The organism is Burkholderia sp. MSMB0856 (genome assembly GCF_001524645.2).
Taxonomy (GTDB): domain Bacteria; phylum Pseudomonadota; class Gammaproteobacteria; order Burkholderiales; family Burkholderiaceae; genus Burkholderia; species Burkholderia diffusa.
This window is the reverse complement of the sequence record NZ_CP013428.1, coordinates 1,066,396-1,093,184: the sequence shown is the minus strand read 5'-3', so window position 1 is coordinate 1,093,184 and position 26,789 is coordinate 1,066,396. Positions and strand designations below refer to the sequence as shown.

Genomic DNA, 26,789 nt, shown 5'->3' with positions numbered 1-26,789 from the left:
TATCGTTTCCCTGCAGCTGCGTTAATGCCCGCGCGCCGCACTCCTACAATCGGCGCCTCATCAGTCGAATGGACCCGTCCGGACGCGCCGCGACACCGCACGCGCCCCCCTCTTTCTTCATGAAGCCAGAACCTGCGATCGAGCGACCTTCCATCGAACCGGCACGATGGAGAACCTGGCTCGATCCACTCGGCGGCGCCGCGCGCGACTGGGCCGCGAGCGACGGCCTGATCTGGCTGCATCTCGCCAAAACGGTGCTCGCCGCGCTGCTCGCGATGGGGATCGCGATGCGGCTCGAGATGTCTCAGCCGCGCACGGCGATGACGACCGTGTTCGTGCTGATGCAGCCGCTGTCGGGGATGGTGTTCGCGAAGAGCTTCTACCGCGTGCTCGGCACCGCGGCCGGCCTCGTCGGCGCGCTCGCGCTCGGCGGGCTGTTCGCGCAGCAGCCGGAGCTGTACATGGCCGGCATCACGCTGTGGATCGGCGGCTGCATCGCGCTCGCGGTCCGCAACCGCCATTTCCGCTGGTACGGGTTCGTGCTCGCCGGCTACACGGCCGCGCTGATCGGCCTGCCCGCGGTGATGACGCCGCAGACGCTGTTCCAGTCCGCGCTCACGCGCGCCGCGGAAGTCGCGCTCGGCATCGCGTGCTCCGGCGCGGTCAGCGCGCTGATTCTGCCGCTCAGTTCCGCGAAGGCGCTGATGCGCTCGCTGACCGCCCGTCATGTGAAGTTCGCGGCATTCGCGGCCGGCGCGCTGTCGGGCGATCTCGCACGCGGCGATTTCGAGCGGCGCTTCGCCGATTTCGTCGACGAGATCGTCGGCTTCGAGGCCAACCGCGCGTTCGCGTCGTTCGAGGATCCGCACATACGCGCGCGCAGCCGCCGGCTCGCGCGCCTGAACAGCGAGTTCATGAATGCCTGCACGCGCCTGCATGCGCTGCACCAGCTCGTCAAACGCTTGCGCGCGAACCGGTCCGACGCGGTGCTCGACGCGCTCGCGCCGCACATCGATGCGCTCGCGCAGCGGGTGACCGCGTTGCGCGACGAGCGGCAGCGCGGGATCGCGTCGACCACCGGCGCGCTGCTCGAACTGCGCCGCTTTCACGGCGCGCTGCCGAAGGCCGCGCGCGCGTCGCGCCGCGAGATCGAGGATCACGCGGCCGGCGGCCTGCTCGACTTCGACACGGCGATCGAACTGATGTATCGCTTCATCGGCGAGTATCTCGGCTATGCCGACACCAACGCGTCGCTCGACCGCGACGATCACGCGTTCGAACGCTCGGTCACGCACTACGCGGTGAAAACCAATGCGTTCTTCGTCGGCTTCACGTTCCTGCGCACGCTCGTCGCCGTCGGCGCGATGAGCGCGTTCTGGATCGCGTCCGAATGGCCGAGCGGCTCGCTCGCCGTCATCGCCACCGCGATCGCGTGCGCGCTGAGCTCGACGTCGCCGCGTGCGCCGAAGTTCGTCGCGCAGATGGGCGTCGGCGCGGCGTTCGCGACGGCCGTCGGCTATGTGTTCCTGTGCTACGTCTATCCGAACATCGACGGCTTTCCGCTGCTGTGCGCGGCGCTCGCGCCGGTGCTCGGCCTCGGCGCGTTTCTCGCGATGCGTCCGGGCCTGTCCGGCTACGGGATTGGCTTCGCGGTGTTCTTCTGCCTGCTCGCCGGCCCCGACAACGCGATCGCGTATACGCCCGAGGTGCTGATCAACAACGGTTTCGCCATCGTCGTCGCGATGCTCGCGTGCTCGATCGTGTTCGCCGTGGTGTTTCCGACCCACATGCCGTGGCTCACGTCGCGCATCGCGCACGACCTGCGCCGCCAGGTCACGCTCGCATGCGAAGGCACGCGCGACGGCCTCGCCGCACGCTTCCAGTCAAGCACGCACGACCTGATGGCGCAGTTGCGCACGCTGCTCGTCAAGCGCACGCGGCAGCATCGCGACGCGCTGCGCTGGATGCTGTCGACGCTCGAGGTCGGCCATGCGGTGATCGACCTGCGCGACGAGTTGCACGGGTTCTGCGAATCGAAACCGCCGCAGACGCAGCACTGGACCGCATCGATCGATGCGGTGCTGCGCGAGCTGCCGCGCTTCTTCGACGATCCGACGACGGGCCACCATGCGCGCACGCTGAAATCGGTGAATCTGGCGATCCGCGCCGCCCAGCACACGCTGCACGCGTGGTACGCGGTGCCCGAAGAACGCCGCCGCATGCAACGCATCGTCGGCTGCCTGCACTTCATCCGCAGCGCACTGCTGGACAAGGACGCACCGTTCAATCGCCATCGTCACTGACCGTCGACGGCGGTCGGCGGCGATCGATGCGCGCGCAACGTCATCCTTGTTCCGATTGGAAATAAGCTCTGCACCCGCGATGATTAATCTCTAAGCAGTGCGAGCCTATAGTTTCCTCACTGCCAGCGAGACTGGCACTGACCCAGGAGAAACCCAAATGAAGCCGCTGCACCTCGCCCTCGTTGCCCTGTCGCTCACCGCCGCCGTCGCGCATGCCCAGCCCGCGCCGGTCGACGCCGCGCAGCAACCGGCGAACCGCGCCGAAGCCGTCCAGGCCGCGGGCCGCGTCGATCGGGCGCAATCGAAGCAGGAAGACCCGAACGCATGCGTCGGCCCCGTCAGCTTCTGCAACGTCTATTTCGGCAGCTGAGCATGACGCCGCGTCGCCACGGCCAGGCCCGCCGCGCACGCATCGCACGCATTACATGCGCGCGCGCACGACGCGCCGGCCGATCGCCGCTACGACACTGTCCGCCACGCCGCTTCGATTGAAGCGGCGCATGCCGTTTCAGGCGCCGCGCCCCGGCCGCCACCCCACTTCGCGCAACGCATCCAGCAAACGCGCCTGCCCCAGCCCTTCGACCCGCGCGCCGCGCGATTCGACGTCGTTCCCCGCGACGAGCGCATTCACGATCGCTTCCTCCACCGCTTCCGCCGCCGCGACGAACAGCGCGGAGATGTGGTCGTTGTTCACCATCTTCACGGCCGTCGTCGGCACGCCCTTGCTGCCGTAGTTCGCGGCCGGAAGCCCGTCGTTGCCCGTCGCGAACGCCAGGAAGATGTCGCCGCTCGAATCCTCGGTGCCGCCGCCGACGCGGGCCAGCCCGACGCTCGCCCGCTGCGCGAGGCGCGTGCACTGATGCGGCAGCAGCGGCGCGTCGGTCGCGATCGTGACGACGATCGAACCCATCCCGGCCTCGCCTTGTGCATCGGGCGCGCGAAATGGCGAATGCACGTGCCGCAACACCTCGCCGACCGGATAACCGGCCACGCGCAGCATCTCGCGCACGCCGTAGTTTGCCTGCACGAGCGCGCCGACGGTCCAGCCGCCCGCGTCGGCCGCGACCACGCGCGACGCGGTGCCGATGCCGCCCTTGAACTCGTGGCAGATCATCCCGGTGCCGCCGCCCACGCCGCCTTCGGCGACCGGCCCCGACTGTGCGGCGGCCAGCGCGCGCAGCACGTGCGCGGCGCTCACGTGTTGCCCCCAGATGTCGTTGAGCAGGCCGTCGTAGGTTTCCATCACGACCGGCATGCACCAGTACACGCGGCCGGCCGCCGCTTCGCGCTCGTTCGCGACCAGCGCATCGCGCACCGCGCCGACGCTGTGCGTGTTCGTATAGGCGATCGGGGTCGTCAGCAGGCCGGCTTCGCGGATCCATTCGAGCCCGGTCGCGTCGCCGTTGCCGTTCAGCACATGGACGCCCGCGAAGCACGGCGAATCGTGCACGGCGCCCGCGCGCGGCTCGATGACGGTGACGCCGGTGCGGATCGACGCATCGCCGTTCTCGACGTTCAGCGTGCAATGTCCGACCCGCACGCCCGGTACGTCCGTGATCGCGTTGAAGCGGCCCGGCGTGCCGAGTCCGATGCGGATGCCGAGATCCCTCGTGCGCATGATGCAATTCCTCCGTCTTTCGATGGTTCGATAGTTCGATGTGTCGATATGGTCAGAGCGAGCGGAACGCATCGCTGTGGCGCGCCCAGACCGCATACATGACGAGCGCGGCCACCAGCAGCCCGCCGATGATGATCAGGTCGGTCGGCTTGGTCGCCGTCGCCAATGTCGTGTAGAGCGTGTACGCGGCGCCCGCGACCGCGACGAGCGGCGTCACGGGCCACAGCGGCATCCGGTAATGATGCTCGACGTCGCGCCGCACGAGCCGGCTCGCCAGCGCGGCCAGCCCGACGACGAGGTAGATCAGCAGCAGCAGGTCGACCGTGAACGCGGTCAGCTCGTCGAGGCTCGACACGAACACCAGCCCCGACGACGGCACCGCCAGCGCGAGCGTCGCGAGCCACGGCGACTCGAAGCGCGGATGGATCGTCGAGAACGCGCGGTTGCAGGTGCGCGACCAGAGCGCATGCCGGCCGCTGCTGTACAGCAGGCGCCCCATCGTGATCACGATCGCGATGATCGCGTTGAACACCGACAGGAAGATCCCGCCGCTGACGACGCGCGACACCGCCGGGCTGCTCAGCGAACGCACGACATAGCCGATCGGGTCCGCGCTCTTCGTCAGCTCCGTCAGCGACGGCGCGCCGAGCACGATCGCGGTGAGCGGAATCAGCTCGACGACGAGGATCACCAGCAGCGAATAGATCACCGCCTTCGCGACGTTGCGGTTGCCGCCGCGCAGGTCTTCCGCGAGATAGGCGGCGGAGCCGAAGCCGTTGTAGCAGAAGATCGCCGTGCCGATCGCGGGCACGATGGCCGCGAGCGTGGCCGGCACCAGCGCATTGCCGCTCGCGACGACCGGCGCGATCAGCGCGTCGGCGCCGCGATGCGGGGAGCCGAAGCCGAGCCCCGCGATCAGCATCAGCACGCCGATCTCGACGACGAGGAACGCGCCCGTGATCCACGCATTCGTCTTGATGTTCAGCATCCCGAGCACGTAACTGAGCAGGACGATCGTGAGCGCGACCGACTGGTTGCCGAAGTGCGTGCCGAGCGCGTTGTTCAGGTACGGCGCGGCGCCGCTCGCGAGCACGGCCGGGATGAACACGCTGACGGACAGCACCGTGATGAACGTCAGGTAGCCGGGCAGCGTGCCGAACACGCGCTTGGCCATCACGTATTCGCCGCCTGCGCTGCGATGCGCGGCACTGAGCTCCGCGTAGCAAAGCGCGAACGCGAGCGCGAGCACGCCGCCGAGCAGGAACGACAGCACCGCGCCGCTGCCGGCCTGCTGGATCGCGAACGGCGCGATCACGAAGATCGAGCTTGCGGGCGTCACGCCCGACACGGTGATCATCACCGCGTCGCGCACGCTGAGCGTCTGCGACAGCGCGCGCGGCGCGTCTTCCGTGGCAGGCGTCGCTTGCAGCGTGCCCGTCGATTCCGACATCATCGCCATTTCGTTCTCCTGTTGCTCCTACCCTGCACTTTTTTGAACACCCATACTCGGGCCCGATTGATTGCGTGGCAGTCTAGGAAGCCAAATTCAGGACCGCTATTCCCCCTTCGTGTTACACCCTTCGGTGGTGGTATGGATCGACTCTTCTCCGAAATCGCGATGCACCAGGCGCTTGGCCGCGCGATCGATCATCTGGGCCAGCCGCGCTTCTGGCGCTTCCTGGTGCTGCTGCTCAACGAAATGGTGCCGTTCGACAACGCGCTCGCGACGGCGATCGGCCGCGACGGCGTGCCGCTCGTGCTCGACGAATACGACACGGGCGGCTCCGACAGCGCGTCGCCGGTGCCGCTTTACCTCAATGGGTTATATCTGCTCGACCCGTTCCTGCAGGCCGCGCACGACGGGCTTGCCGACGGCTGCTACCGGCTCGAGGAAGTCGCGCCCGACCTGTTCCGGCAGAGCGAGTATTTCCTGAGCTACTTCCGCGATGCGGTCGGCGACGACGAAATCCAGATCCTGCTGCGGCCGAACCCCGACTTGCTGCTGTCGTTGTCGCTCGGCGCGTCGGCGCGCTTCGACGTCGAGCCGCTCGGCAAGCTGACGGCCGCGATGCCGTGGGTGCTCGCGACGATCCGGCAGCACTGGCGGCTGGTGGGCGATGCCGCGCGCGCGACGCCCGACGACGATCTCGGCGCGCGCGTCGAGCAGGCGCTCGCGCGCTTCGGCGCGGGCGTGCTGACCGATCGCGAGATGTCGATCGCAAGAATGGTGCTGCGCGGCAATTCGTCGAAGGCGATCGCGGAGCGGCTGGCGATTTCGCCGGAGACGGTGAAGGTGCATCGGCGCCATCTTTACGCGAAGCTCGGGATTTCGTCGCAGCCGGAGCTGTTTTCGCGGTTCATTCAGGCGTTGGGGGAGGATGCGGCGGGCTGAGCGCGACGCCGACGCGTCACGACGGTTCGGCCTCCGCGGCCCGACGTGTCGGCGCGATCGCCAGGTGCAGCGCGCGCTCGGGCCGCAGCGTCACGTTCAGCGTCGCGCGCGGCGCCGTCATGCCGGGCGGCACGGACAATTCATGACGCTGCAGGATCATGGCCGCCACCACCGTCATTTCCGTCATCGCCAGATGCTGCCCGAGGCATACGCGCGGCCCCGTGCCGAACGGCAGGTACGCGCCGCGCGGAATCGCCGGCGCGTCGTCGGCGAAGCGCTCGGGCCGGAATGCCTGCGGTTCCGGAAACCACCGCGCGTCGTGATGCATCAGCTGAATCGGCAGCATGAACAGCGTTCGCGCCGGAAACTGCCATGCGCCCAGCGCGACCGGCCGCGATGCGCGACGGCTGATCAGGATCGGTGCCGCCGGATACAGGCGCATCGTTTCCTCGAGCGTCTGCGTCAGATAGCGCAATGCGGCGCGCGTGTCGGCGGTCGGCGCGCGGCCGCCCAGCACGCGCACGACTTCGTCGCGCGCGGCGGCCTGCGCGGCCGGATTCGCGGCCATGTTCCACGCCCACCAGGTCAGCGTGGCCGCGGCCGTCTCGTGACCGGCCAGGAACGCCGTCATGCACTCGTCGTGCACGGCTTGCAGCGGCCAGGCGCGCACGTCGGCGCGGTGCAGCCGCAGCAGGCGCGACAGCAGATCGTCCGGCCAGCCATGCTCCGGCATGTCCAGACGCGCATGCAGTTGGCGGTCGATCAATCCGTTCAGCACCGCCAGCGCCCTCGCCTTGCCGCGCTTCCACGGCATCCAGTCCGGCGCGCTGGCCGGCTGATAGAACTCGGCGTTCGCGGCCGCGCTGACCGTGCGCACGGCGGCCTCGGCCACGCGCGCGTCCGCGCCGATCGCATCCGAGAACATCGTGCGCATGATCACGTCCATCGCAAGCGACGTCAGTGCACTTTCGATCGGCCAGTGCGCATCGTGCGCGGGCCACTGCGCGAGCGCATGACCGGCCGTCGCGGCAATCGACGGCACGAACGCCTGCACCGGTTTCGGCATGAAGTTCGGCTGCAGCGCGTGCCGCTTGTCGCGCCACGCGTCGCCCTCGGCAATCAGCACGCTGTGCCCGTGAACCTGCGAGAACACGCGGATGCCGCGCTCCCAGCGCACGAACGCATCGTGATGCGTGACCAGCAATGCGCGCACGAGCGCCGGATCGGTCAGGACCACCGCATGTTCGGGCCACATGCGCAGGTGCACGACGTCGCCATGCGCGCGCTGCCAGCCCGCGAGTGCGCCGGTCAGGTCGCGCGACATCGCGCGCAGGAGCCGCCACCCCGTCAGGCCGGCACGCGGCCCCGGCGGCCATACGCCGGGCGGGTGAAGCGCGGGCGCCGCATCGGTGGCGTCCGCATCAAACGGGCATCGGGAAGAGGATCGTGTGTTCATGCGCCGGATTGTCCGGATCGACACGCTGCCGGTCTTGAACGCAAACGACATCGACACGTGCGGCGCCGGTCCCTATACTCCGGCGTCATGCCCTTCGGTCCGTCTCCGACATTGCCGCCGTGTCCCGATCCGCTCGCGCGTGCGCCGCGCGTGCTGTGCGACGGCCGGTCGCCGCCCACGCGGCTGTATCAGCCGCCGGCTGCGCTGCAAGGCGCGGTCGTCGCGATCATTACCCGCGACACGCGCGGCTTCATGTTGAGCGACGCGCAGCGGCTCACGCATTTCCCCGCGTCGCCGATCGTCTGCCTGTCGTGGTATCGCGGCCTCGACGTCGGGCTCGTCCGGCTCACCGGCGACGGGCCCGTATGGCGGCCGTTCGGCGCATCGGCGACGTTGTCGGGCAGCCAGTCGATGCCGGTCGCGAGCTGGGCGCCGACGAGCGGACAAGGCGGCATCGTCTGCCTGCATGCCGATGCGGCACGCGCGCTGTTCGGCGTCGCGTTGCCGGCGATCCACGACACCTTCGTCGACGCGCATGCATGTCTCGACGACAGCTGGCGGCCACTGCTCGATGCGCTCGCCGATGCCGAACACGACGACGACGCGCTGGCCGCGCTCGACCGCCACCTCGCGCCGCGCTGGCATGCGCTGCGCGGCAGCGTGTCGCCGCTGTCGTCGCTGCGCGATGCGGGGCGCAGTTGGGTCGGGCGTCTCGCATCGAAAGCGCGCGAATGGCGGTACACCCACAGCCCGCGTCAAGTCGAACGGCGCATCAAGTCGTACAGCGGTCGCTCGATGCGCGACTGGCAAACGCTGGTGCGCACCGAAGGCGTGTTCTTCGCCGCGCGCGACCGTCAGGACGCCGGGCAGCCGGTCGACTGGGCCGCGCTCGCACTGGACGAGGGATTCGCCGACCAGGCACACCTGAGCCGCGCGACGCGGCGCATCACGGGCTTCTCGCCGACCGAGTTCGTACGACGCTTCGCCGAGGACGAATCGTTCTGGATGTACCGGCTCTGGGTGTGACGGGGCGCGGCTCGTCACGCGTCAGCCGCCCGATTCGATGAACCCGCCCTCGGGCGCCTGGTGCGGCACGTACCAGCCGAAATACACCTCGGCCTCGACGATCCGGCCATCGCGGACACGCAACCGCTCCGCATTCCGGAACCGCCTGCCGGCTGTCGTGTCGGCCTCGTACACCACGAACACGTATTCGCCATGCACGGCGACGTCGACGAACTCGAAACCGGCGAGCATCGCGCTGTTCGGCCAGCAGCGCGCCAGATACGCGTCGCGGTCGAGCCGGTTGTCGAGCGGGCTCGTGAAATGGAAGTCCGGTGCGATCAGCGCTTCGATCGCGTCGCGGTCCTTGTCGACATACGCGCGATAGCTGGCACGCGCAACGTCACCGGGGTCGTCTGTCATCGTCGTTACCTCCGCGAAGGACGGGGCCGACGCGACAGCCCGCGTCGCCCCGAGGCATCGATCAAACGCTTGCGGGCGGCACGACCGACCACGACCGCCCCCGCAGGCACCTACGCGCGCACGCCCGGCCCGATGCTATTCACGAAAACCCGCACCGGGCGATCGCCGCGACCGCCTGCGCGCGCCGATGCCGCGGTTGCCCGTTTCCGCACGCACGGGCATGATGTCCGCCAGCGTGCCGGCCGCGGCCGCCGGCTTCGGCGGTCGTCGGCGCCGCGATCGGCTTGCCGCCCATGCGCCGCCTCCGGCATCACCGAGCAATCCGCGTGCCGGCCCCGGCCGCTCACCTCACCGAGTCCATGTCACTACGCGCATTCCGAACGCTGGTCGCGATCGCCCGATACCGCACCTTCGCGCGCGCCGGCGAAGCGATCGGGCTCACGCAATCGGCCGTGAGCCTGCAGATCAAGACGCTCGAAAGCGAATACAACGTCCGGCTGTTCGACCGTTCGCGCCGCCAGCCGGTACTCACCGAAGCCGGCAACATCCTCGTCGCGCAGGCCGAGCAGGTGCTCGCGATCGTCGACCGGATTCCCGATGCGCTCAGCGACGAGAAGAAGCTCGTCGGCCGCCTGCGGATCGGCGCGATCCAGACCGCGCTGTCCGGCCCGCTGCCCGACGCGCTGCTCGCGCTGCGCGCCGCGCACCCGTCGTTGCGCGTGCACGTATCGGCCGGCATGTCGGCCGAACTGGCGAATCGCGTCGCGGCCGGCGAACTCGACGCCGCGATCACGACCCGCCCCGTGCGCCCGCACCCGGCGGAGCTGACGTGGACCACGCTGTACGAAGACCGCTTCTGGCTGCTCGCGCCGCCGCAGCATGCGGAGCGCGACGCGGGCACGCTGCTCGAGGCGTTGCCGTTCATCCGCTTCGACGCGCAGGCGTGGGCCGGCCGGATGATCGCCGCCGAGTTGCGCCGCATCGGCGTGCGCGTACGCGAGGAGATGGTGCTCGACAGCGCGGAGACGATCGCGCGGATGGTCGCGCGCGGGCTTGGCGCGGCGATCGTCGCGCTCCCCGACTCGACGCTCGCGCGGCTGCCGCCCGTCACGCGCTTGCCGTTCGGCCAGCCGCAGATGGGCCGCGAGGTCGTGCTGCTCGAACATCAGTCACGGCCGGCCGAGCGTTTCGCGCGTGCGCTGGCCGCCGAAGTCACCGCGTCATCGATGAGAATTTCTCATTGAACGCCTGATAATTAACCGTTATTCCTGCTGCATCTGCGTGTTAACTTGGGGGCATCGTCACTCTTTCGATTGCGTGCCGCCATGTTGCCCGCCGGATGGATTCCCGCTTCGTTCCGCCGCTTCTCGCGCCTGCCGTCCGGCCCGTGTCGCCTGAAGGCGCGTCGATGATCGGCCCGATCCTGCTCGCGCTCGCGCCGGTCGCGCTGCTGGTCGCGCTCGGCCACGGCCTCCGGCGCACAGGCTTCATCGGCGATGCGTTCTGGCCGCACGCCGAGCGGCTCTGCTACTACGTGCTGCTGCCCGCGCTGTTCGCGAACAGCCTCGCGAATGCGCGGCTGCAGGCACTGCCCGTCTTGCCGCTCGCGGCGGCGCTGGTCGGTTCGACCGTGCTCGTCGCGGCGCTTCTGCTGCTGGTCCGCCGCTTCGTTTCTGTGGACGGCGCCGGGTTCACGTCGGTGTTCCAGGGCGCGGTGCGCTTCAACAACTATGTTGGCACGGCACTCGCCGCCGGACTCTTCGGCGCGCACGGAATCGCGCTCGCGGCCGTGTGCGTCGCGGCGATCGTGCCGACCGTGAACCTGATGTGCGTGCTGGTGTTCGCGCGCTACGGCGACACGCGGCTCGGCGCGTGGGCGCTCGTGCGCCAGATCCTGTCGAATCCGCTGGTCGTCGGGTGCGCGCTTGGGATCGCGATGCAGGTCGCCGGCATCGCGTTTCCGGCCGCCGTCGAACCGGCCGTGCGCGCGCTCGGCGCCGCCTCGATGCCGCTCGGCCTGCTGTGCGTGGGCGCGGCGCTGAAGTTCGACACGGCGCGCGAATGGATGCAGCCGATGTGCGTCGCGTCGGCGTTCAAGTTCATGGCAATGCCGCTCGCCACGCTCGCGGCCGGCCGCCTGTTCGGGCTCGGCGATGCCGCGCTGACCATCGCGCTGCTGTTCCAGGCGCTGCCGACATCGTCCTCGTCGTACATCATGGCGCGCCAGCTCGGCGGCGACGCGCCGCTGATGGCCGGCATCACCGCGTTCCAGACGATCGCCGCCGCGCTCGCGATGCCGGCCGTGCTGACGGCGCTCGCGTCGGCGCCGGTGTTTCGCTGACGGCCCGGCATCGCGGCGCGTCGCTGACCCGTCGAGGGAGCGCGGCCGCAGGAGGCCCGTTCGACTCACGAAGGTTCGGGGACGGATGGCAAATCCCGCCGCACGGGTGCAACCGCCGCGTCGTTGCGCGAGATACACGCATCGCCGATGCGCCCCCCGTTCTTCTCGCAGCCCCGCCAAAAACCGCCTATGGTGAATGAAGCGGGTCCGTGCCTCCGCCATTCGACTTCACGTCGCTCGCACCGGCGGCCACGGCGCCGCGTTCCGGCACCATTCCCCGCAGTCGCGCGCACGCCCGGCCATGCGTGCGGCTGCGCCGCCCACCGGACCACAAGGAGGTAATCATGAAAGCCGTGCTGCTCGTCAGCTCCGCCGTGCTCGCCATGGCGTCCGTTTCGGCCTTGGCTCAAGGCGCGATCACCAAGGTCGAAAACGGCGCGCTCGTCGCCGCGAACGGCATGACCGTTTACGCATTCGACAAGGACAAGCCCAACGCCGGCACCAGCGCCTGCACGGGCCAATGCGAATCGATCTGGCCGCCTTACAAGGCCAGCGCGACCGATGTCCCGGTCGGCCCCTACACGATCGTCAAGCGCGACGACGGCAGCCCGCAATGGGCCTACAAGGGCAAGCCGCTGTATTTCTTCGCGAAGGACATGAAACAGGGCGACCGCAACGGCGACAACTTCAAGAACATGTGGCACGTGGTCGCGCCGTAAGCGTGCCTTCCCCGACTTGAGTGTCGGCACGGCCGCCGCACGTGTGAAAAGGCCCGCCCCGGTCGTCGACCGGGGCGGGCCTGTGCGTCTTTACGCCGGCCGCATTGCGTCACGTCGCGGCCGGATCGCGCGTCAGCGGTTCGACGGGAAGCTGAACACCGTCCCTTCGCGCACGCCGGCCGACGGCCAGCGCTGCGTGATCGTCTTGCGCTTCGTGTAGAAGCGCACCGCATCCGGGCCGTACGCGTGCAGATCGCCGAACAGCGAGCGCTTCCAGCCGCCGAACGAGTGATACGCGACGGGCACCGGCAGCGGCACGTTGATGCCGACCATGCCGATCTGGATGTTGTCGCTGAAGTAGCGCGCCGCTTCGCCGTCGCGCGTGAACAGGCACGTGCCGTTGCCGTATTCGTGCGCGTCGATCAGCGCCATCGCCTCGTCGAGCGACTTCAGGCGGATCACGCCGAGCACCGGCCCGAAGATCTCGTGCTGATAGACCGGCATGCCGGGCTTCACGTTGTCGAACAGGCACGGGCCGAGGTAGTAGCCGCCGTCGTGGCCGTCGACCTTCACGCCGCGGCCATCGACGACGAGCGTCGCGCCCGCTTCCACGCCCGCGTCGACGAAGCCCGTCACCTTCTCGAAATGCTGCTTCGTGACGAGCGGCCCCATGTCGACGCCCGCACCGTTGCCCGGGCCGACCTTCATCTTCGCGATCTCGGCCTTCAGGCCGTCGATCACCTTGTCGCCCGTTTCATCGCCGATCGCGACGACCAGCGGAATCGCCATGCAGCGCTCGCCGCACGAGCCGTACGCGGCGCCCATCAGCGCGTTCACCGCGTTGCCGATGTCGGCGTCGGGCATCACGACCGCGAAGTTCTTCGCGCCGCCGAGCGCCTGCACGCGCTTGCCGTGCGCGCAGCCGGTCGCGTAGATGTATTCGGCGATCGGCGTCGAGCCGACGAAGCTCACCGCCTTCACGCGCGGGTCGGTCAGGATCGCGTCGACCGCTTCCTTGTCGCCGTTCACGACATTCAGCACGCCCGGCGGCAGGCCGGCCTCGAGCGCCAGCTCGGCCATGCGCAGCGTCGACGACGGCGTGCGCTCCGACGGCTTCAGCACGAACGTGTTGCCGCACGCGACGGCCATCGGCCACATCCACAGCGGCACCATCACCGGGAAGTTGAACGGCGTGATGCCGGCCGCGACGCCGAGCGCCTGGAATTCGCTCCACGAATCGATCGCGGGGCCGACGTTCTTGCTGTGCTCGCCCTTCAACAACTCGGGCACGTAGGTCGCGTATTCGACGTTCTCGATGCCGCGCTGCAATTCGCCCATCGCGTCGGCGAGCACCTTGCCGTGCTCGGCGGTGATCAGCGCGCACAGCTCGTCCGCATGCTCCTCGAGCAGCGTCTTGAAGCGGCTCATCACGCGCGCGCGCTTCAGCGGCGGCGTGTTGCGCCATGCCGGGAACGCGGCCTGCGCGGACGCGATCGCGGCTTCGACGGTCAGCTTGTCGGCGAGCGCGACGCTCTTGTGCGATTCGCCGGTGGCCGGGTCGAACACCGGCTGGACGCGGCTGCCGCCGTCGACGCGCTTGCCGTCGATCAGATGGCCGACGGTGGAGGTCACATTGCTGTCGTGTTTCATGTTTCTGGCTCTGTCTCGTGAATTCGGTTGTCGCGCAGCACGGGCCGCGCTCAGTTCACTTCGTTCAGCGCGTCGGACAGCGCGTTCACGAGGTTGTCGATCTCGCGCTTTTCCGAGATGAACGGCGGCGCGAGCTGGATCGTGTCGCCGCCGTAGCGCACGTAGAAACCCTTCGCCCAGCAGCGCATCGCGATCTCGTACGGGCGCCGTGCCGGCTCGCCCGGCAGCACCGCGATCGTCAGGCCGGCCGCCAGCCCATAGTTGCGGATGTCCGTGATATGGCGCTGGCCCTTCAGCCCGTGCACGGCCGCCTCGAAATGCGGCGCGAGATCGCGCACGCGGGCCACCGCGTCTTCCTTCACCAGCAGGTCGAGCGCCGCGACGCCGGCCGCGCACGCGACCGGGTGCGCCGAATACGTGTAGCCGTGCGGGAACTCGAGCATGTATTCGGGGCCGCCCGCGGCCATGAACGTGTCGTAGATTTCCTTCGTCGCGATCACGCCGCCGAGCGGCTGCACGCCGTTGGTCACCTGTTTCGCGAAGTTCATGATGTCCGGCACCACGCCGAACGCGTCGGCGCCCGTCATCGCGCCGGCACGGCCGAAGCCCGTGATGACTTCGTCGAAGATCAGCAGGATGTCGTGCGCGGTGCAGATGTCGCGCAGGCGCTTCAGATAGCCCTTCGGCGGCACGACCACGCCCGCCGAACCCGAGAACGGCTCGACGATCACGGCCGCGATGTTCGATGCGTCGTGCAGCGCGATCAGGTCGAGCAGGCGGTCGGCCAGATCGGCGCCGTGCTCGGGCATGCCGCGCGAGAACCGGTTTTCGGCGAGCTGCGTGTGCGGCAGGAAGTCGGCGTCGATCCCCTGGCCGAACAGCTTGCGGTTCGGCCCGATCCCGCCGACCGAGATGCCGCCGAAGTTCACGCCGTGATAGCCCTTCTCGCGGCCGATCAGGCGCGTCTTCGTGCCCTTGCCCTTGGCGCGCCAGTACGCGCGGGCCATCTTCAGCGACGTGTCGGCCGCTTCCGAGCCCGAGCCCGTGAAGAATACGTAGTCGAGGCCGGCCGGCGTCAGGTCCTTGATCTTGTTCGCAAGCTCGAACGACTTCGGATGACCGAACTGGAACGCCGGCGCGTAGTCGAGCTGCGCGACCTGGCGGCTCACGGCTTCCGTGATTTCCGTGCGGCCGTGACCGAGACCCGTGCACCACAGGCCCGACAGGCCGTCGAAGATCTTGCGGCCTTCGCCATCCGTGAAATACGCGTCCTTGGCCGACACGATCATGCGCGGATCGGACTTGAACTGGCGATTCGCCGTGAACGGCATCCAGTGGGCGTCGAGCCAGGCGGCGTCGGTGCGGAGGTTCGTCTCGTCCTGCTGGCTGGCGGTGATCGTGTCGGTCATGTCGGTCGGCGCGGCGCGCCCCTCCTTCTTGTGATGATGTTGCGCATTGTCGGGAGGCCAATTAGTCTCTTCAATATCGCAATATCAATGTTCACTTGCGCAACTATGCAAGCAAAGAAACCGAAGAGCCGCGCGCTGCTCGGGCAGCTCAGCGACATGGATCTGCGGCTGCTGCGGGTCTTCAAGGGCGTCGTGCAGTGCGGCGGGATGGCGGCGGCCGAACTCGAGCTGAATATCGGCATCTCGACGATCAGCCGGCACGTGAAGGATCTGGAAACGCGCCTCGGGCTCGTGCTGTGCCGGCGCGGCCGCGCGGGCTTCACGCTGACCGCCGAGGGGCAGACCGTGTACGAGGAAACCTTGCGACTGCTCGCGTCGATGGAGGCATTTCGCAGCAGGATCGACGGCATTCACGACAAAATGGGCGGAGAACTGCACGTCGCCGTATTCGACAAGACCGCCACCAACCCGAACGCGCGGCTCGGCGACGCGATCCGCCAGTTCACGGACGAAGCGCCCGACGTCGCGCTGAACCTGCATGTCGCGTCGATCAACGAGGTCGAGCGCGGGATCATCGACGGCAGCTATCAGGTCGGGATCATCCCCGCGCACCGCAGCTCGGGCAGCCTCGTGTATTCGGAATTGTTCGACGAACGGATGCTGCTGTACTGCGGCCGCCAGCATCCGCTCTTTGATGCGCCGCACGGCAGGCTCACGTGGACGACGATCCGCAACCACGCATTCGCCGGCCTCGGCTTCCATTCGCCGAACATGGAGCTGAGCCATCGCGCGAAGCTCACGCGCAGCGCGACGGCATCGGACCAGGAATCGATCGCGACGCTGATCCTGTCCGGCCGCTATCTCGGCTTCCTGCCCGACCATTACGCGGAGAGCTTCGAAAACAAGGGGCTGATGCAGCCGATCGCGCCGCACCGCTTCAACTACCGGTGCCGGTTCGTGAGCCTGCTGCGGCGCTCGCCGCGACCGACGCGCGCGGCGCTGCTGTTCCAGTCGTGCCTCGACGCGGCGCATGCGGCGGCGCGGCCGAGCAGCGACAGCAGCGACGCGTAGCCGCGTTCAGGTTTCGCGGGCGGCGCCGTCCGATCAGAGGCTGCGGCCCGATCCGGCTCTGCGATAATGCGCACTTCTCGTTTCCGCTCGCCTCCCGCCATGACGCAGCCGTCCGCCCCGCTCCCGACCGACCTGCCGCCGATTTCGTGCCTGCCCGGCGACGCGCTGCCATGGCTGCCGATGAGCGCCGACCTGCCGGGGCTCGCGATCAAGTATCTGCATATCAATGCGGCGGAAGACACGCTGACCGCGCTGCTGAAGATGCCGGCCGGCGGCACGCTGCCGCGCCATCGCCACGACGGCGAGGTCTTCGTCCATACGCTGCAGGGTGCGTGGCGCTACCGCGAATACGAGTGGATCGCGCAGGCCGGCTCGACGGTGCTCGAACCGGCCGGATCGGTGCATACGCCGGAAACGCTCGGCGCGCCCGGCGACGACGTGATTACGCTCAACGTGATGCGCGGCGATCTGGTGCTGCTCGACGACGACGGCCGCGAGACCGCGCGCGAGAATTGCCGCGTCGCGCTGCTGCGCCAGCGCAAGCATGCGCGCACCGCGCCGCACGATGCGGCGCCGTTTGTCACGCGGTAATCACGCGGCAAGACGGGCGACATCGTCGCGTCACGATCCACACGGCGCATGCAGTCGCCAACACGCGCATGAATGACCGCCGGCGCACTTCGTCACCCAAGCCGCCCCCGGCCGCATTACCGAAAGCGCCGGAAAAATCGGCGAATATCGTCGGCCAGCAGTTCCGGCTCCTCCATCGCGGCGAAATGGCCGCCGCTCGGCATGTCGGTCCACTGCACGACGTCGAACACCCGTTCGACCCAACTGCGCGGCGGACGACTGATTTCCTTCGGAAAGCGCGCAAATGCGACGGGCACCGCCACGCGCTGCCCGGCCGCGAAGCGCATCGGCTGCAGCCGGTTTTCCCAATACATCTGCATTGACGAGCCGATGCAGCCGGTAAACCAGTAGAGTGAGATTCCGGTCAGCAGCGTGTCGTGCGAAAACCGCTTTGCGACGTCGCCATCGCAATCGCTCCACGTGCGGAATTTCTCGGCGATCCACGCCGCCAGCCCCGCCGGCGAATCGTTGAGCGCGACGGCCAGCGTCTGCGGCTTCGTCATGTGCACGTGCGCGTATCCACCCTCCAGCGCAACCCATTCTCCACGCTGCGTCACGAAGGCGCGTTCGTCTTCGGTCAACGGCGAAGCCGCGTCGGTCGGAGGCTCGTAGTTGCCGGGCAGGTAGTTCAGATGGATGCCGTTCACCAAGTCGGCATGTCGCGCGCCGAGCGCAATCGACACGCCTGCGCCGAGATCGCCGCCTTGCGCGCCGAAGCGACGATAGCCGAGCCCGGACATCAACGTCGCCCAGCGGTCGGCGACCTGAAATGCCGACATGCCCGGTGCCGCGGGCGCGGGCGAGAACGCAAAGCCGGGAAGCGACGGCGCGACCACGTCGAACGCGTCGTGCGGATCGCCGCCGAACGCGGCCGGATCGCACAGGCGATCGATCAGCGCGTCGAATTCGAGTACGGAGCCCGGCCAGCCGTGCGTGATGACGAGCGGATACGGCTTCGGCCCCGCCCCACGCCGATGGATGAAATGCACGCGTTGCCCGTCTGCGTCCGCGACGAACTGCGGCTGCCGGTTCAGCGCACGCTCCGCCGCCCGCCAGTCAAAGCCCTCGCGCCAGTACGCAACCAGTTCATGCAGCCACGCGCCATCCACACCCTGCTGCCACGGCGCGGCGGGTGTCAGCACCGGTGCGCGCGTGTCGCGCAGGCGCCGATGCAAGTCATCGAGCGCGTGATCGGGAATCGCAATGCTGAACGGGGCGGCGCGCATGGTGTCTCCTTGCGAGGAATGCCGGAGATTCTGCGCGATTTTTCCGACCCGCGCTGGCGGCGCGCCCGCGAGCGTCAGCCCGTTTCGCGCTCGTCCGCCCGCGCGTCGCGCCGCACGGCCTGCGGCGGCACGCCGAAGCCGCGCACGAACGCGTCGCGCAGGTGGCGCCGGTCGCGGAAACCGTTCTCCTTCGCGATCACATCGAGCGAATGCCGGCTCTGCTCGATCATCAGCCGCGCGGCTTCGAGCCGCAGCCGCTCGATCGCCTTCGCCGGCGACTGCCCGGTTTCGAGCGTAAACACGCGGCTGAACTGGCGCGGACTCAGGTGGACGGCGTCGGCCAGTTCCTCGACGGTCAGCGCGCGGCCGAGATTCCGCCGCGCATAGTTGAGCGCGTTCTGGATCCGGTCCGATTTCGGCGCGAGGTCCAGCATTTCCGAATGCTGCGACTGTCCGCCCGCACGGCGCTGGTGCATCACGAGCTTGTGCGCGACCGAGCGCGCGGTGTCCGCGCCGAGATCCTTCTCCACCATCGCGAGCGCCAGGTCGAGGCCGGCCGTCATCCCGGCGGACGTCCAGATCGGGCCGTCGACGATGTAGATCCGGTCCTCCTCGACACGAATGTCCGGAAACTGCTGCTGCATGCCGCGTCCGTACGCCCAGTGCGTCGTCGCGCGGCGCTGCGCGAGCAGCCCGGCCTCGGCGAGCACGAACGCGCCCGTGCAGATGCCGGCGATGCGCCGCGCGCGGGCGTTCGCGCGTCGCAGGAACGCGACGACGCCGGCCGGCGCCGGCGACGCGAGCGGATCGTTGACGCCCGCGACGATCCACGTATCGACGTCGATCCGCCCGCGCAGCGCGCGCGTCGCGACCGGCAATCCGAGCGACGAACGCACGTCGCCGCCGTCGACCGAATAGTTGTCCATCACGTAGAACGGCTCGCCCGCGACCATGTTCGCGTACTCGAACACCGATTGCGCGGCGAGCGCCATGATCTGGAAGCCGTCGCTGATCAGAAAACCGATGCGGTGCATGCGTATCTCCAGTAGCGGGGCATGATCGTGACGACCCGCCCGATGTCCGAAATCATACCCATCTACGTCATTTGTGTCGCCGCGATTCGAGGCCAGAATGCCTTCACGCACTCACCTTTTCCTCGACACGGAGCGACATCATGACTGAAGCACATCGCGGTACCGCCGTCATTACCGGCGCATCGTCCGGCATCGGCGCGATCTATGCGGATCGACTCGCGCGCCGCGGCTACGACCTGATCCTGGTCGCGCGCAACCGCGACCGGCTGGCCACGCTCGCCGAGCGCGTCACGAACGACACGCAGCGCAGCGTCGAGATCGTCGGCGCGGACCTCAACGACCGCGCGGCGCTCGCCGCCGTCGAGGCGAAGCTGAAGCAGGACGCGAGCATCACGCTGCTCGTCAACAACGCGGGCGTCGGCACGCACGCGCCGCTGCTCGACAGCGATGTCGACGCGATGACGCGGATGATCGACCTGAACGTGACCGCGCTCACGCGCCTGACCTATGCCGCCGTGCCCGGCTTCGTCGCACGCGGCCGCGGCGCCGTGATCAACATCTCGTCGATCGTCGCGCTGTCGCCGGAAACGCTCAACGGCGTCTACGGCGGCAGCAAGGCATTCGTGCTCGCGTTCAGCCAGTCGCTGCACCACGAACTCGCGGAACAAGGCGTGCAGGTGCAGGCCGTGCTGCCCGGCGCGACGGCGACCGAGTTCTGGCAAACCGGCGGCCTGCCGCTCGAACACCTGCCGAAGGAGATCGTGATGTCGGCGTCCGACCTCGTCGACGCGGCGCTGGTCGGCTTCGATCGCGGCGAACTCGTGACGATTCCGTCGCTGCACGCGGCCGGCGAATGGGATGCGTACGAGGCCGCGCGCCGCACGATGGCGCCGCACCTGTCGACGGATTCGCCGGCACCGCGCTATACGGTTGCGCGCTAGTCGCGCAGTACCCGGGTCGCGCCCGTGCTGTCCGGGCGCGACGCTTCCGAATCGAAGCGCGTCGATGGCGCTTGCGCCACCGCAGCCGTCGACGCCGCGACGCATTCCGGACCCTGCGTTGCGTTCCCGCCAAAGCCGGTTTCACCCCGCTTGCCACGCATTTTCCGCGACGATAGGCTTCGCGATTGCAACTCCCGAAGCAGCGCCACGCGACATTCGTCCGATGATCGGCGCAATCGACCGTCGCGGAATTCGACCATGCGGTTCCGAATGTTCACCTCCGGGGCCGGCGACACACCCGGCTCCTCTCGCGTCCCCGCCGACGATCGCCCGGCGCTCGCGCCGTTGCCCGAACTCGAGACCGTGTGCCGGCTCGCCCGCGCGCATGTCGGCACGGTCGGCGCGTTCGTCACTTTCGCCGAAGCCAGCACGCAGCGCGTGGCAGCGTCCGACGGAACGCTGCCCGCCACGCTGCCTGCCGCGCACTTCCCGCCGCGTGTCGAGCGCGTCTCGGCGTCCGACCGCCGATTCATCACACCCGAGGCGAGTGGGCTCCCGCTCGACGCGCCGCACGTCGTCGCGGCCTGCGAACTAATTGCGGCCGACGGCACCACGCCTGGCGCACTGTGTATCGTCGGCGACACGGGCCTGATGCTCGACGCCGCGCAACGCGCTTTCCTGCATGACCTGGCCACGCTCGCGGAACGCGCGATCGCCCGCGCGAATGCACAGGCCGCGCTGCACGAACGGCTCGGCGGCATAGAAGAACGCAGCGCGCTGACCACGCTCGCGCTGACCGAAAGCGGCACCGGCATGTGGGACCGCAACGTGGAAACCGGCGAGATCCATTATTCGGCGGCCTGGAAGGCGCTGCTCGGCTACGCGCCCCACGAACTGACGAGCCGGATCGAGGATGCGTACGAACGGCTGCACCCGGACGATGTCGCCGACGTGAAGGCCGCGATGCTCGCACATTTCGAAAGCCGCACCGACAGCTATGCGGTCGAGCACCGCATCCGCTGCAAGAACGGCACGTACAAATGGATCTGCAGCCGCGGCAAGGTCATCGCCCGCGACAACAACGGGCGTGCGTTGCGCATGGTCGGCACGACCACGGACATCACCGCGCTGCGCGAACTCGCCGGCCGGCTGAGCGACTCCGTCACACTCGTGACGAACCTGACCGACCAGGTCCCCGGTCTCGTGTTCCAGCTGCGGCAGACCGCCGACGGTCGCCGGTTCTTTTCGTACGCGAGCGCGGGCGTGCGCGACATCTACGAACTGACGCCCGAGCAGATCGCCCGCGACGCGGACGCGGTCGAGACCCGGATTCATCCGGCCGACCTGGTCGCGTACCGCCAGTCGCTGCTGGCGTCGGCGGAGCGACTGACGCCGTGGCGGCTCGAATACCGCGTGCTGCTGCCGGATCAGGGGATGCGCTGGCGCGAAGGCGACGCGCGCCCGCAACGCACGCCGGACGGGGGCACGGTCTGGCACGGCTTCATCACGGATGCGACCGAGCGCAAGCACATCGAGACCGAGCTGCACCGGATGGCGACGACCGATCACCTGACCCAGCTGTCGAACCGCCACGCGTTCATGCGGCAAGGCGAAGCCGCGTTGCGCCGCGTGCGCGCCACCGGCCAGGACGCCGCGGTGCTGATGCTCGATCTCGACCACTTCAAGGCGCTGAACGACCGCTGGGGACATCCGTTCGGCGATCGCGCGCTCCGGCATTTCGCGCGGCTGCTGCTCGCGGAAATCGGGCCGGACGGCATCGTCGGGCGCATCGGCGGCGAGGAATTCGCGATCGTGCTGCCGCACGCCGGGATCGATGCGGCGTGCGCGCTCGCGCTGCGCGTGCAGCAGCGCGCGGTCGACGCGCGGCTCGTGCACGAGGACCAAGTGCTGGCGCTGACCGTCAGCATCGGCATCGACGCGATGCGGACGTCCGACTTCGGCGCGTACCAGGCGCTGTCGCGCGCGGACAAGGCGCTGTATGTCGCGAAGGAACGCGGCCGCAACCGGGTCGAGGTGTATCGCCCCTAGCCGCGCACCGCGCCGGCGCGTCCCCCGATCAACGCGACGCGAGCGCGACCGCGCCGCCGAAGGCGCACGCGCGACGTGCCAACGACGCTCGCGCTTGCGGTCCGGGCGCCGCCGCGATCACGATCAGCGCCCGGCCGTGGTTCAGGCCCGCCGCGCGGGGTCGCCCTTCACGCCGAGCATCAGCGCGGCGCCGCTCAGCACGAGCAGCGCGGCCAGCAAATACACGGCGAGATCCATGCTGCCGGTGCGCGTGCGGATCAGCCCGATCACCCACGGGCTGACGATGCCGCTCGTGATCCCGATGCTGCTGATCAGCGCGATCCCGGCCGCCGCCGCGTTGCCCGACAGATAGCGGGTCGGCACGGCCCAGAAGATCGGCAGCGCGGCGAAGATCAGCGTCGCCGCAATCGACAGGCACGCGAGCATCGCCGCGAAGCTGTGCAGGTGCAGCGTCAGCGCCGCGAGTGCGAGCCCGCCGCCGATCGTGCAGCACGCGAAATGCTTGCGGCGCTCGCCGGTGCGGTCCGAGCGGCGCGCGATCAGGATCAGCCCCACCGCGCCGACCGCGTTCGGCACGACCGTGTAGAGGCTCACGGCCACGACGTCGGTCACGCCGAAATCGCGGATCATCAGCGGCATCCAGAAATTGAGCGTCAGCGACGCGCAGGTCAGCGAGAAATAGATGAACGCGAACAGATAGACGCGCGGGTTCGCGAGCGCGGCCGCCAGGCTGCGCGTGTCGTGCGCGCCATGCGCACGGCCGTCGCCGCACAGCGCGGCGACGCGCGCCTTTTCGTCGGACGTGAGCCACGCGGCGTCCTGCGGCCGGTCGACCAGATACGTGAACGCGAAGCACGCGAGCACGATCGCCGGCGCACCTTCGATCGCGAACATCCATTGCCAGCCGTGCAATCCGAGCACGCCGCTCATGTCGCGCATGATCCAGCCCGACATCAGGCCGCCGAGCACGCCGGCCACCGCGACGCCCGCGAAGAACACCGAGATCGCCGCCGCGCGGCGGTTCGCCGGAAACCAGTAGGTCAGGAACAGCACGATGCCGGGAAAGAAGCCGGCCTCGAACACGCCGAGCAGGAAGCGCAGCACGTAGAAATGCGACGGCTGCGACACGAACATCATCCCGGTCGACGCGATGCCCCACAACAGCATGATCCGCGTGAACGTGCGGCGCGCGCCGAAGCGCGCGAGCAGGAGGTTGCTCGGCACCTCGCAGAACACGTAGCCGACGTAGAACACCGCGGCGCCGAGGCCGTACATCGCATCGCTGAAGCCGAGGTCGTGCTTCATCTGCAGTTGCGCGAAGCCGATGTTGATGCGGTCGAGAAACGACACGACGTAGCAGAGGAACAGGAACGGCACGATCCGCCATGCGATCTTGCGGAACAGCAGCGCGTCGCCGGCGTCCGACGCCGGTGTGGATTCATATGCGGAAGCCGACGCCGCAACACTCGCGTGCGCGATCGTCGCTTCGGCGGGAAGCGATTGGGGCATGTCTCTCTCCAAACGGGCCGCGCGATTCGAGCGCGCAGCAGTCTCCGCGGGCGTACGTGCGCCCTGCTTTCTTGTGAGACCGGAAGCCGGCGCCCCGAACCGCGGCCCAATGCCGCCGTCGTTCAGGCGCCGTCAGAAAAACGGCGGGGCGCCCGCCTGGACGCCGCGCCGCGGTGAGCCGCTCAGTCCTGCAGCGCGTCCCACATTTCCTTGTCGCGCTGCGCGGTCCAGATGCGCGGATGCGTGATGCCGCTCGCCTCGTCGAACGCGCGCGACACGTCGAACGGCAGACAGTGCTCGTAGATGAACACGTGGCCGAACTTCGGATCCATCGCTTCGCGCGTGAGCGCCATCGACGCCTTCAGGTCGAGCTTGCGCTCGACGGCCTTGCGGCCCTGCGCGAGCAGCGTCGTCACGAAATCCTTCGTGTAGTCGAGGCCCTTGTCGACCTCGGCCGGATTCAGCAACGCGGGACCGCGGCCCGGCACGAGCTTTTCCGCGCCGAGCGCGCGCAGCGCCTCGAGCGTGGCCGGCCACTGTTCGAGCTGCGCGTCGCCGCAATAGCAGGCCGCGTCGTATTCGACCAGGTCGCCGGAGAACAGCACCTTCTGCGACGGCAGCCAGACGATCGTGTCGCCCTTCGTGTGCCCCGAGCCGACGTGCATGATCTTCACTTCGAGCTTGCCGAGGAACAGCGTGATCTCGCGCTCGAACACGAGCGTCGGCCAGGTCAGGCCCGGCACCGTCTCGACGCCCGCGAACAGGCGCGGAAAGCGCTCGATCTCCGACTTCATGTCGGCCTCGCCGCGCTCGACGATCATCTCGTACGTGCCGCGGCTCGCGATCACGTGCTGCGCGCCTTCGGCGAAATACGCGGACGCGCCGAGCACGCGCACCGCGTGGTAATGCGACAGCACGACGTGCTTGATCGGCTTGTCGGTCACACTGCGGATCTTCGCGATCAGGTCCTGCGCCATCGCGGGCGTCGCGGTCGTGTCGACGATCAGCACGCTGTCGTCGCCGATGATCACGCCCGAGTTCGGGTCGCCTTCGGCGGTGTACGCGTACGCGTTCTCGGACAGCTGCGTCCAGGTGACTTTCTTCTCTTCCAGATCGGCTTGGGAGGCGAATGCTTTGGCCATGTTGCGTTCCGTGGCTGCGAGCCATGTGTTGAGGGGAGTGAGCGGATCATCTGCCCGCGTCGATTATTTGTCAATGACAAATGCGCTTGCTATTGTCCAATACGGGTAAACCTGCGGGCTGGCGCGTCAAATGGCGTCGGATACCATGCGGGGTTTCGTCAACGGAAGAATCATCGCGTGCAGAACCACGAAGTCAGCGCGGACGACGCGCCGCCCAAGGCGCAGCGCGGAATCCAGAGCGTCGAGGTCGGCGGCCGGCTGCTCGACGCGCTCGCGCGCCGGCGCAAGCCGCTCGGGCTGTCGGAGCTGGCGGCCGCGGCCGAGCTGTCGACCGCGCAGGCGCACACCTATCTCGTCAGCCTGACGCGGCTCGCGCTCGTGAAACGCGACGCGCTCACGGGCAACTACGAGCCGGGGCCGCTGTCGCTGCGGCTCGGGCTGATGTCGATCGAACGCCAGCCGGCCTATCGCGCGGCGCTGCCGCACGCGGCGCGGCTCGCGGAAGCGGTCGGCCTGAGCGTGGCGCTGTCGGTGCCGGGCGTGCTCGGGCCCACGATCGTGCGCATCGAGCACGGCGGCTATCCGCTGCACGTGAACCTGCACGTCGGATCGGTGATGTCGCTCGACACGACGGCGACCGGCCGCGTGTTCCGCGCGTTCGGCGACCCCGCCCAGCTCGACGCTATGGCGGCCAGTCAGGCCGGCGCCGGCGACACGCTCGCCGGCGCAGAAGGCGTGCAGCCCACGTCCGACGCCGGCGCGTGGCAGGCCGAACTCGACGCGATCCGCGCGCGCGGGATCGAGCGCGGCGTGGACCGGCCGAGCCCCGGCGTCAGCGCGATGTGCGTGCCGGTGCTGGACGCGGACGGACGCCTGCAACTCGCGTTGACAGTGATCGGCTCGACCGGATCGATCGATGTCGGGTGGGACGGCCCGATCGCGGCGGCGCTGCGCGATGCGGCGCGGCAAGCCACCGCGTCGCTCGGCGCGGGACGCGATGCCCCGCCGGTCGGGGCGGGCATGCCGCCGGCCACGCAGCGCATGCCGCCCGCGCTCGCCGACGATACGAAAGCGCAGCGTGGCATCAACGCACTCGACAGCACGGGGGAACTGCTGCTGGCGCTCGTGTCGGCGGGCCGTGCGCTGCCGCTGCGCGATCTCGCGGCGGCGGCCGGCATGCCGGCCGCGAAGGCGTTTCCGCATCTGGTGAGCCTGCAGAAGATCGGCCTGCTGAGCCGCGACGACGCGAGCTGCTTCGGCGGCGGGCCGCTCGCCCAGGCGCTCGGCCTGATCGCGATGCAGCGCGTGTCGCCGACGCGCGATGCAGAAGCCGAGATCGTCGCGCTGGCGGCCGCGACCGACATGAGCGTGGCGGCCGCGACGCTCGGGCCGCTCGGGCCGACGGTGATTCGTCTCGAGGAATCCGCGCGGCCGCAGCACGTGAGCCTGCAGGTCGGCACGGTGATGTCGCTCGTGAATACCGCGATCGGGCGGATCTTCGCGGCCGGCATGTCGGACGACGTGCTGGCCGGCCTGCTGGCCGACGAGCCGGTGCGCCTCGCCGGCCGCGCGACGCAGATCGACGACGCATTCCGCGCGCGGCTCGCGACGATCCGCGCGGACGCGCTCGATTTCGCGTTCGATGCGCCGGTGCCGGGCATCGGGACGATCGCCGCGCCCGTGTTCGATCACACCGGCAGCATCCGGCTCGTGATCGCGATCATCGGCTCGTCGCGCGGCTTCCCGCGCGGGCCGGACAGCGAACTCGCGCATGCGCTGCGCGCCGCGACGCGCCGCCTGTCGTGGCGCTTCGGATGGATCGGCGGGTAAGCGCCGCCCCGCCGCCGCGCCCTTTCTCCGCGCCTGACTTCCCC

Annotated in this window: 22 protein-coding genes; 12 read left to right on the top strand and 10 right to left on the bottom strand. The window is 69.0% G+C overall.

All coding sequences use genetic code 11. The annotated features are described in order from the left end of the window. The first annotated feature begins 119 nt into the window (after positions 1 to 119). Positions 120 to 2,303, top strand: coding sequence for an FUSC family protein (locus tag WS87_RS22535; RefSeq protein WP_059819037.1), 2,184 nt, complete (start codon positions 120 to 122; stop codon positions 2,301 to 2,303). Between the two features lie 157 nt (positions 2,304 to 2,460). Next, a complete protein-coding gene (locus tag WS87_RS22530) occupies positions 2,461 to 2,673 on the top strand; it encodes a hypothetical protein (protein ID WP_059525339.1) in 213 nt (70 codons plus the stop codon). A 138-nt stretch (positions 2,674 to 2,811) separates the two neighbouring features. On the opposite strand, the gene WS87_RS22525 is transcribed toward WS87_RS22530, so the two are convergent. Next, the gene (locus WS87_RS22525; RefSeq protein ID WP_059819036.1) at positions 2,812 to 3,921 is read right to left on the bottom strand and encodes a DmpA family aminopeptidase; all 1,110 of its coding nucleotides are present in this window, start codon (positions 3,919 to 3,921) and stop codon (positions 2,812 to 2,814) included. A 52-nt stretch (positions 3,922 to 3,973) separates the two neighbouring features. Further along, positions 3,974 to 5,380, bottom strand: a complete 1,407-nt coding sequence (locus WS87_RS22520) for an APC family permease (RefSeq protein WP_059819035.1) — start codon at positions 5,378 to 5,380, stop codon at positions 3,974 to 3,976. A 132-nt stretch (positions 5,381 to 5,512) separates the two neighbouring features. On the opposite strand from WS87_RS22520, the gene WS87_RS22515 reads away from it, so the two are divergent. Next, entirely contained in the window at positions 5,513 to 6,313 is an 801-nt protein-coding gene (locus tag WS87_RS22515) for a helix-turn-helix transcriptional regulator (RefSeq protein ID WP_059467907.1), read from the top strand. A gap of 16 nt (positions 6,314 to 6,329) precedes the next feature. On the opposite strand, the gene WS87_RS22510 is transcribed toward WS87_RS22515, so the two are convergent. Then, the gene (locus WS87_RS22510) at positions 6,330 to 7,769 is read right to left on the bottom strand and encodes a cytochrome P450 (RefSeq protein ID WP_059819657.1); all 1,440 of its coding nucleotides are present in this window, start codon (positions 7,767 to 7,769) and stop codon (positions 6,330 to 6,332) included. An 87-nt stretch (positions 7,770 to 7,856) separates the two neighbouring features. Here WS87_RS22510 and WS87_RS22505 point away from each other — a divergent pair, with 87 nt between their 5' ends. Continuing rightward, a complete protein-coding gene (locus WS87_RS22505) occupies positions 7,857 to 8,795 on the top strand; it encodes an AraC family transcriptional regulator (protein ID WP_059819034.1) in 939 nt (312 codons plus the stop codon). Positions 8,796 to 8,816: 21 nt separating this feature from the next. Here WS87_RS22505 and WS87_RS22500 read toward each other — a convergent pair whose 3' ends face one another. Beyond that, entirely contained in the window at positions 8,817 to 9,194 is a 378-nt protein-coding gene (locus tag WS87_RS22500) for a nuclear transport factor 2 family protein (protein WP_059525329.1), read from the bottom strand. A gap of 359 nt (positions 9,195 to 9,553) precedes the next feature. Between WS87_RS22500 and WS87_RS22495 the strand changes: the two genes are divergently transcribed. The 3 genes from WS87_RS22495 to WS87_RS22485 all read left to right on the top strand — a co-directional run bounded on the left by WS87_RS22495 (position 9,554) and on the right by WS87_RS22485 (position 12,254). Beyond that, the gene (locus WS87_RS22495) at positions 9,554 to 10,438 is read left to right on the top strand and encodes a LysR family transcriptional regulator (RefSeq protein ID WP_059819033.1); all 885 of its coding nucleotides are present in this window, start codon (positions 9,554 to 9,556) and stop codon (positions 10,436 to 10,438) included. 164 nt (positions 10,439 to 10,602) lie between these two features. After that, positions 10,603 to 11,535, top strand: a complete 933-nt coding sequence (locus WS87_RS22490; protein WP_059819656.1) for an AEC family transporter — start codon at positions 10,603 to 10,605, stop codon at positions 11,533 to 11,535. Between the two features lie 344 nt (positions 11,536 to 11,879). Next, positions 11,880 to 12,254, top strand: a complete 375-nt coding sequence (locus WS87_RS22485; RefSeq protein ID WP_059819655.1) for a COG4315 family predicted lipoprotein — start codon at positions 11,880 to 11,882, stop codon at positions 12,252 to 12,254. A gap of 132 nt (positions 12,255 to 12,386) precedes the next feature. Here WS87_RS22485 and WS87_RS22480 read toward each other — a convergent pair whose 3' ends face one another. Together WS87_RS22480 and WS87_RS22475 are read right to left on the bottom strand one after the other, a co-directional pair. Next, the gene (locus tag WS87_RS22480) at positions 12,387 to 13,904 is read right to left on the bottom strand and encodes a CoA-acylating methylmalonate-semialdehyde dehydrogenase (RefSeq protein ID WP_059819032.1); all 1,518 of its coding nucleotides are present in this window, start codon (positions 13,902 to 13,904) and stop codon (positions 12,387 to 12,389) included. Positions 13,905 to 13,954: 50 nt separating this feature from the next. Beyond that, complete coding sequence (locus WS87_RS22475) at positions 13,955 to 15,313, bottom strand: aspartate aminotransferase family protein (RefSeq protein WP_059819031.1); 1,359 nt, start codon at positions 15,311 to 15,313, stop codon at positions 13,955 to 13,957. Between the two features lie 105 nt (positions 15,314 to 15,418). On the opposite strand from WS87_RS22475, the gene WS87_RS22470 reads away from it, so the two are divergent. Together WS87_RS22470 and WS87_RS22465 are read left to right on the top strand one after the other, a co-directional pair. After that, positions 15,419 to 16,384, top strand: coding sequence for a LysR family transcriptional regulator (locus WS87_RS22470; RefSeq protein WP_059819030.1), 966 nt, complete (start codon positions 15,419 to 15,421; stop codon positions 16,382 to 16,384). A 99-nt stretch (positions 16,385 to 16,483) separates the two neighbouring features. Beyond that, positions 16,484 to 16,975 (top strand): 2,4'-dihydroxyacetophenone dioxygenase family protein, encoded by a 492-nt coding sequence (locus tag WS87_RS22465; RefSeq protein WP_059450233.1) that lies wholly within the window; start codon positions 16,484 to 16,486, stop codon positions 16,973 to 16,975. A 116-nt stretch (positions 16,976 to 17,091) separates the two neighbouring features. Here WS87_RS22465 and WS87_RS22460 read toward each other — a convergent pair whose 3' ends face one another. Beyond that, positions 17,092 to 18,240 (bottom strand): epoxide hydrolase family protein, encoded by a 1,149-nt coding sequence (locus WS87_RS22460; RefSeq protein ID WP_059819029.1) that lies wholly within the window; start codon positions 18,238 to 18,240, stop codon positions 17,092 to 17,094. Between the two features lie 74 nt (positions 18,241 to 18,314). Then, positions 18,315 to 19,274: a GlxA family transcriptional regulator gene (locus WS87_RS22455; protein WP_059819028.1), complete on the bottom strand. Its 960-nt coding sequence runs from the start codon at positions 19,272 to 19,274 to the stop codon at positions 18,315 to 18,317. A 140-nt stretch (positions 19,275 to 19,414) separates the two neighbouring features. Between WS87_RS22455 and WS87_RS22450 the strand changes: the two genes are divergently transcribed. Together WS87_RS22450 and WS87_RS22445 are read left to right on the top strand one after the other, a co-directional pair. Then, positions 19,415 to 20,215, top strand: coding sequence for an SDR family NAD(P)-dependent oxidoreductase (locus WS87_RS22450; protein WP_059819027.1), 801 nt, complete (start codon positions 19,415 to 19,417; stop codon positions 20,213 to 20,215). Positions 20,216 to 20,485: 270 nt separating this feature from the next. After that, complete coding sequence (locus tag WS87_RS22445) at positions 20,486 to 22,264, top strand: sensor domain-containing diguanylate cyclase (protein WP_059819026.1); 1,779 nt, start codon at positions 20,486 to 20,488, stop codon at positions 22,262 to 22,264. Positions 22,265 to 22,405: 141 nt separating this feature from the next. On the opposite strand, the gene WS87_RS22440 is transcribed toward WS87_RS22445, so the two are convergent. Continuing rightward, entirely contained in the window at positions 22,406 to 23,773 is a 1,368-nt protein-coding gene (locus WS87_RS22440) for an MFS transporter (RefSeq protein WP_059819025.1), read from the bottom strand. 182 nt (positions 23,774 to 23,955) lie between these two features. Next, positions 23,956 to 24,915, bottom strand: coding sequence for an MBL fold metallo-hydrolase (locus WS87_RS22435; protein WP_059525310.1), 960 nt, complete (start codon positions 24,913 to 24,915; stop codon positions 23,956 to 23,958). Between the two features lie 177 nt (positions 24,916 to 25,092). Between WS87_RS22435 and WS87_RS22430 the strand changes: the two genes are divergently transcribed. Further along, a complete protein-coding gene (locus WS87_RS22430) occupies positions 25,093 to 26,745 on the top strand; it encodes an IclR family transcriptional regulator (protein ID WP_059819024.1) in 1,653 nt (550 codons plus the stop codon). Positions 26,746 to 26,789: the final 44 nt, after the last annotated feature.

Coding starts and splice junctions, on each gene's coding strand:
- WS87_RS22535 (WP_059819037.1), top strand. CDS start 120: ATGAAGCCAGAACCTGCGATCGAGCGACCTTCCATCGAACCGGCACGA.
- WS87_RS22530 (WP_059525339.1), top strand. CDS start 2,461: ATGAAGCCGCTGCACCTCGCCCTCGTTGCCCTGTCGCTCACCGCCGCC.
- WS87_RS22525 (WP_059819036.1), bottom strand. CDS start 3,921: ATGCGCACGAGGGATCTCGGCATCCGCATCGGACTCGGCACGCCGGGC.
- WS87_RS22520 (WP_059819035.1), bottom strand. CDS start 5,380: ATGGCGATGATGTCGGAATCGACGGGCACGCTGCAAGCGACGCCTGCC.
- WS87_RS22515 (WP_059467907.1), top strand. CDS start 5,513: ATGGATCGACTCTTCTCCGAAATCGCGATGCACCAGGCGCTTGGCCGC.
- WS87_RS22510 (WP_059819657.1), bottom strand. CDS start 7,769: ATGAACACACGATCCTCTTCCCGATGCCCGTTTGATGCGGACGCCACC.
- WS87_RS22505 (WP_059819034.1), top strand. CDS start 7,857: ATGCCCTTCGGTCCGTCTCCGACATTGCCGCCGTGTCCCGATCCGCTC.
- WS87_RS22500 (WP_059525329.1), bottom strand. CDS start 9,194: ATGACAGACGACCCCGGTGACGTTGCGCGTGCCAGCTATCGCGCGTAT.
- WS87_RS22495 (WP_059819033.1), top strand. CDS start 9,554: ATGTCACTACGCGCATTCCGAACGCTGGTCGCGATCGCCCGATACCGC.
- WS87_RS22490 (WP_059819656.1), top strand. CDS start 10,603: ATGATCGGCCCGATCCTGCTCGCGCTCGCGCCGGTCGCGCTGCTGGTC.
- WS87_RS22485 (WP_059819655.1), top strand. CDS start 11,880: ATGAAAGCCGTGCTGCTCGTCAGCTCCGCCGTGCTCGCCATGGCGTCC.
- WS87_RS22480 (WP_059819032.1), bottom strand. CDS start 13,904: ATGAAACACGACAGCAATGTGACCTCCACCGTCGGCCATCTGATCGAC.
- WS87_RS22475 (WP_059819031.1), bottom strand. CDS start 15,313: ATGACCGACACGATCACCGCCAGCCAGCAGGACGAGACGAACCTCCGC.
- WS87_RS22470 (WP_059819030.1), top strand. CDS start 15,419: ATGCAAGCAAAGAAACCGAAGAGCCGCGCGCTGCTCGGGCAGCTCAGC.
- WS87_RS22465 (WP_059450233.1), top strand. CDS start 16,484: ATGACGCAGCCGTCCGCCCCGCTCCCGACCGACCTGCCGCCGATTTCG.
- WS87_RS22460 (WP_059819029.1), bottom strand. CDS start 18,240: ATGCGCGCCGCCCCGTTCAGCATTGCGATTCCCGATCACGCGCTCGAT.
- WS87_RS22455 (WP_059819028.1), bottom strand. CDS start 19,274: ATGCACCGCATCGGTTTTCTGATCAGCGACGGCTTCCAGATCATGGCG.
- WS87_RS22450 (WP_059819027.1), top strand. CDS start 19,415: ATGACTGAAGCACATCGCGGTACCGCCGTCATTACCGGCGCATCGTCC.
- WS87_RS22445 (WP_059819026.1), top strand. CDS start 20,486: ATGTTCACCTCCGGGGCCGGCGACACACCCGGCTCCTCTCGCGTCCCC.
- WS87_RS22440 (WP_059819025.1), bottom strand. CDS start 23,773: ATGCCCCAATCGCTTCCCGCCGAAGCGACGATCGCGCACGCGAGTGTT.
- WS87_RS22435 (WP_059525310.1), bottom strand. CDS start 24,915: ATGGCCAAAGCATTCGCCTCCCAAGCCGATCTGGAAGAGAAGAAAGTC.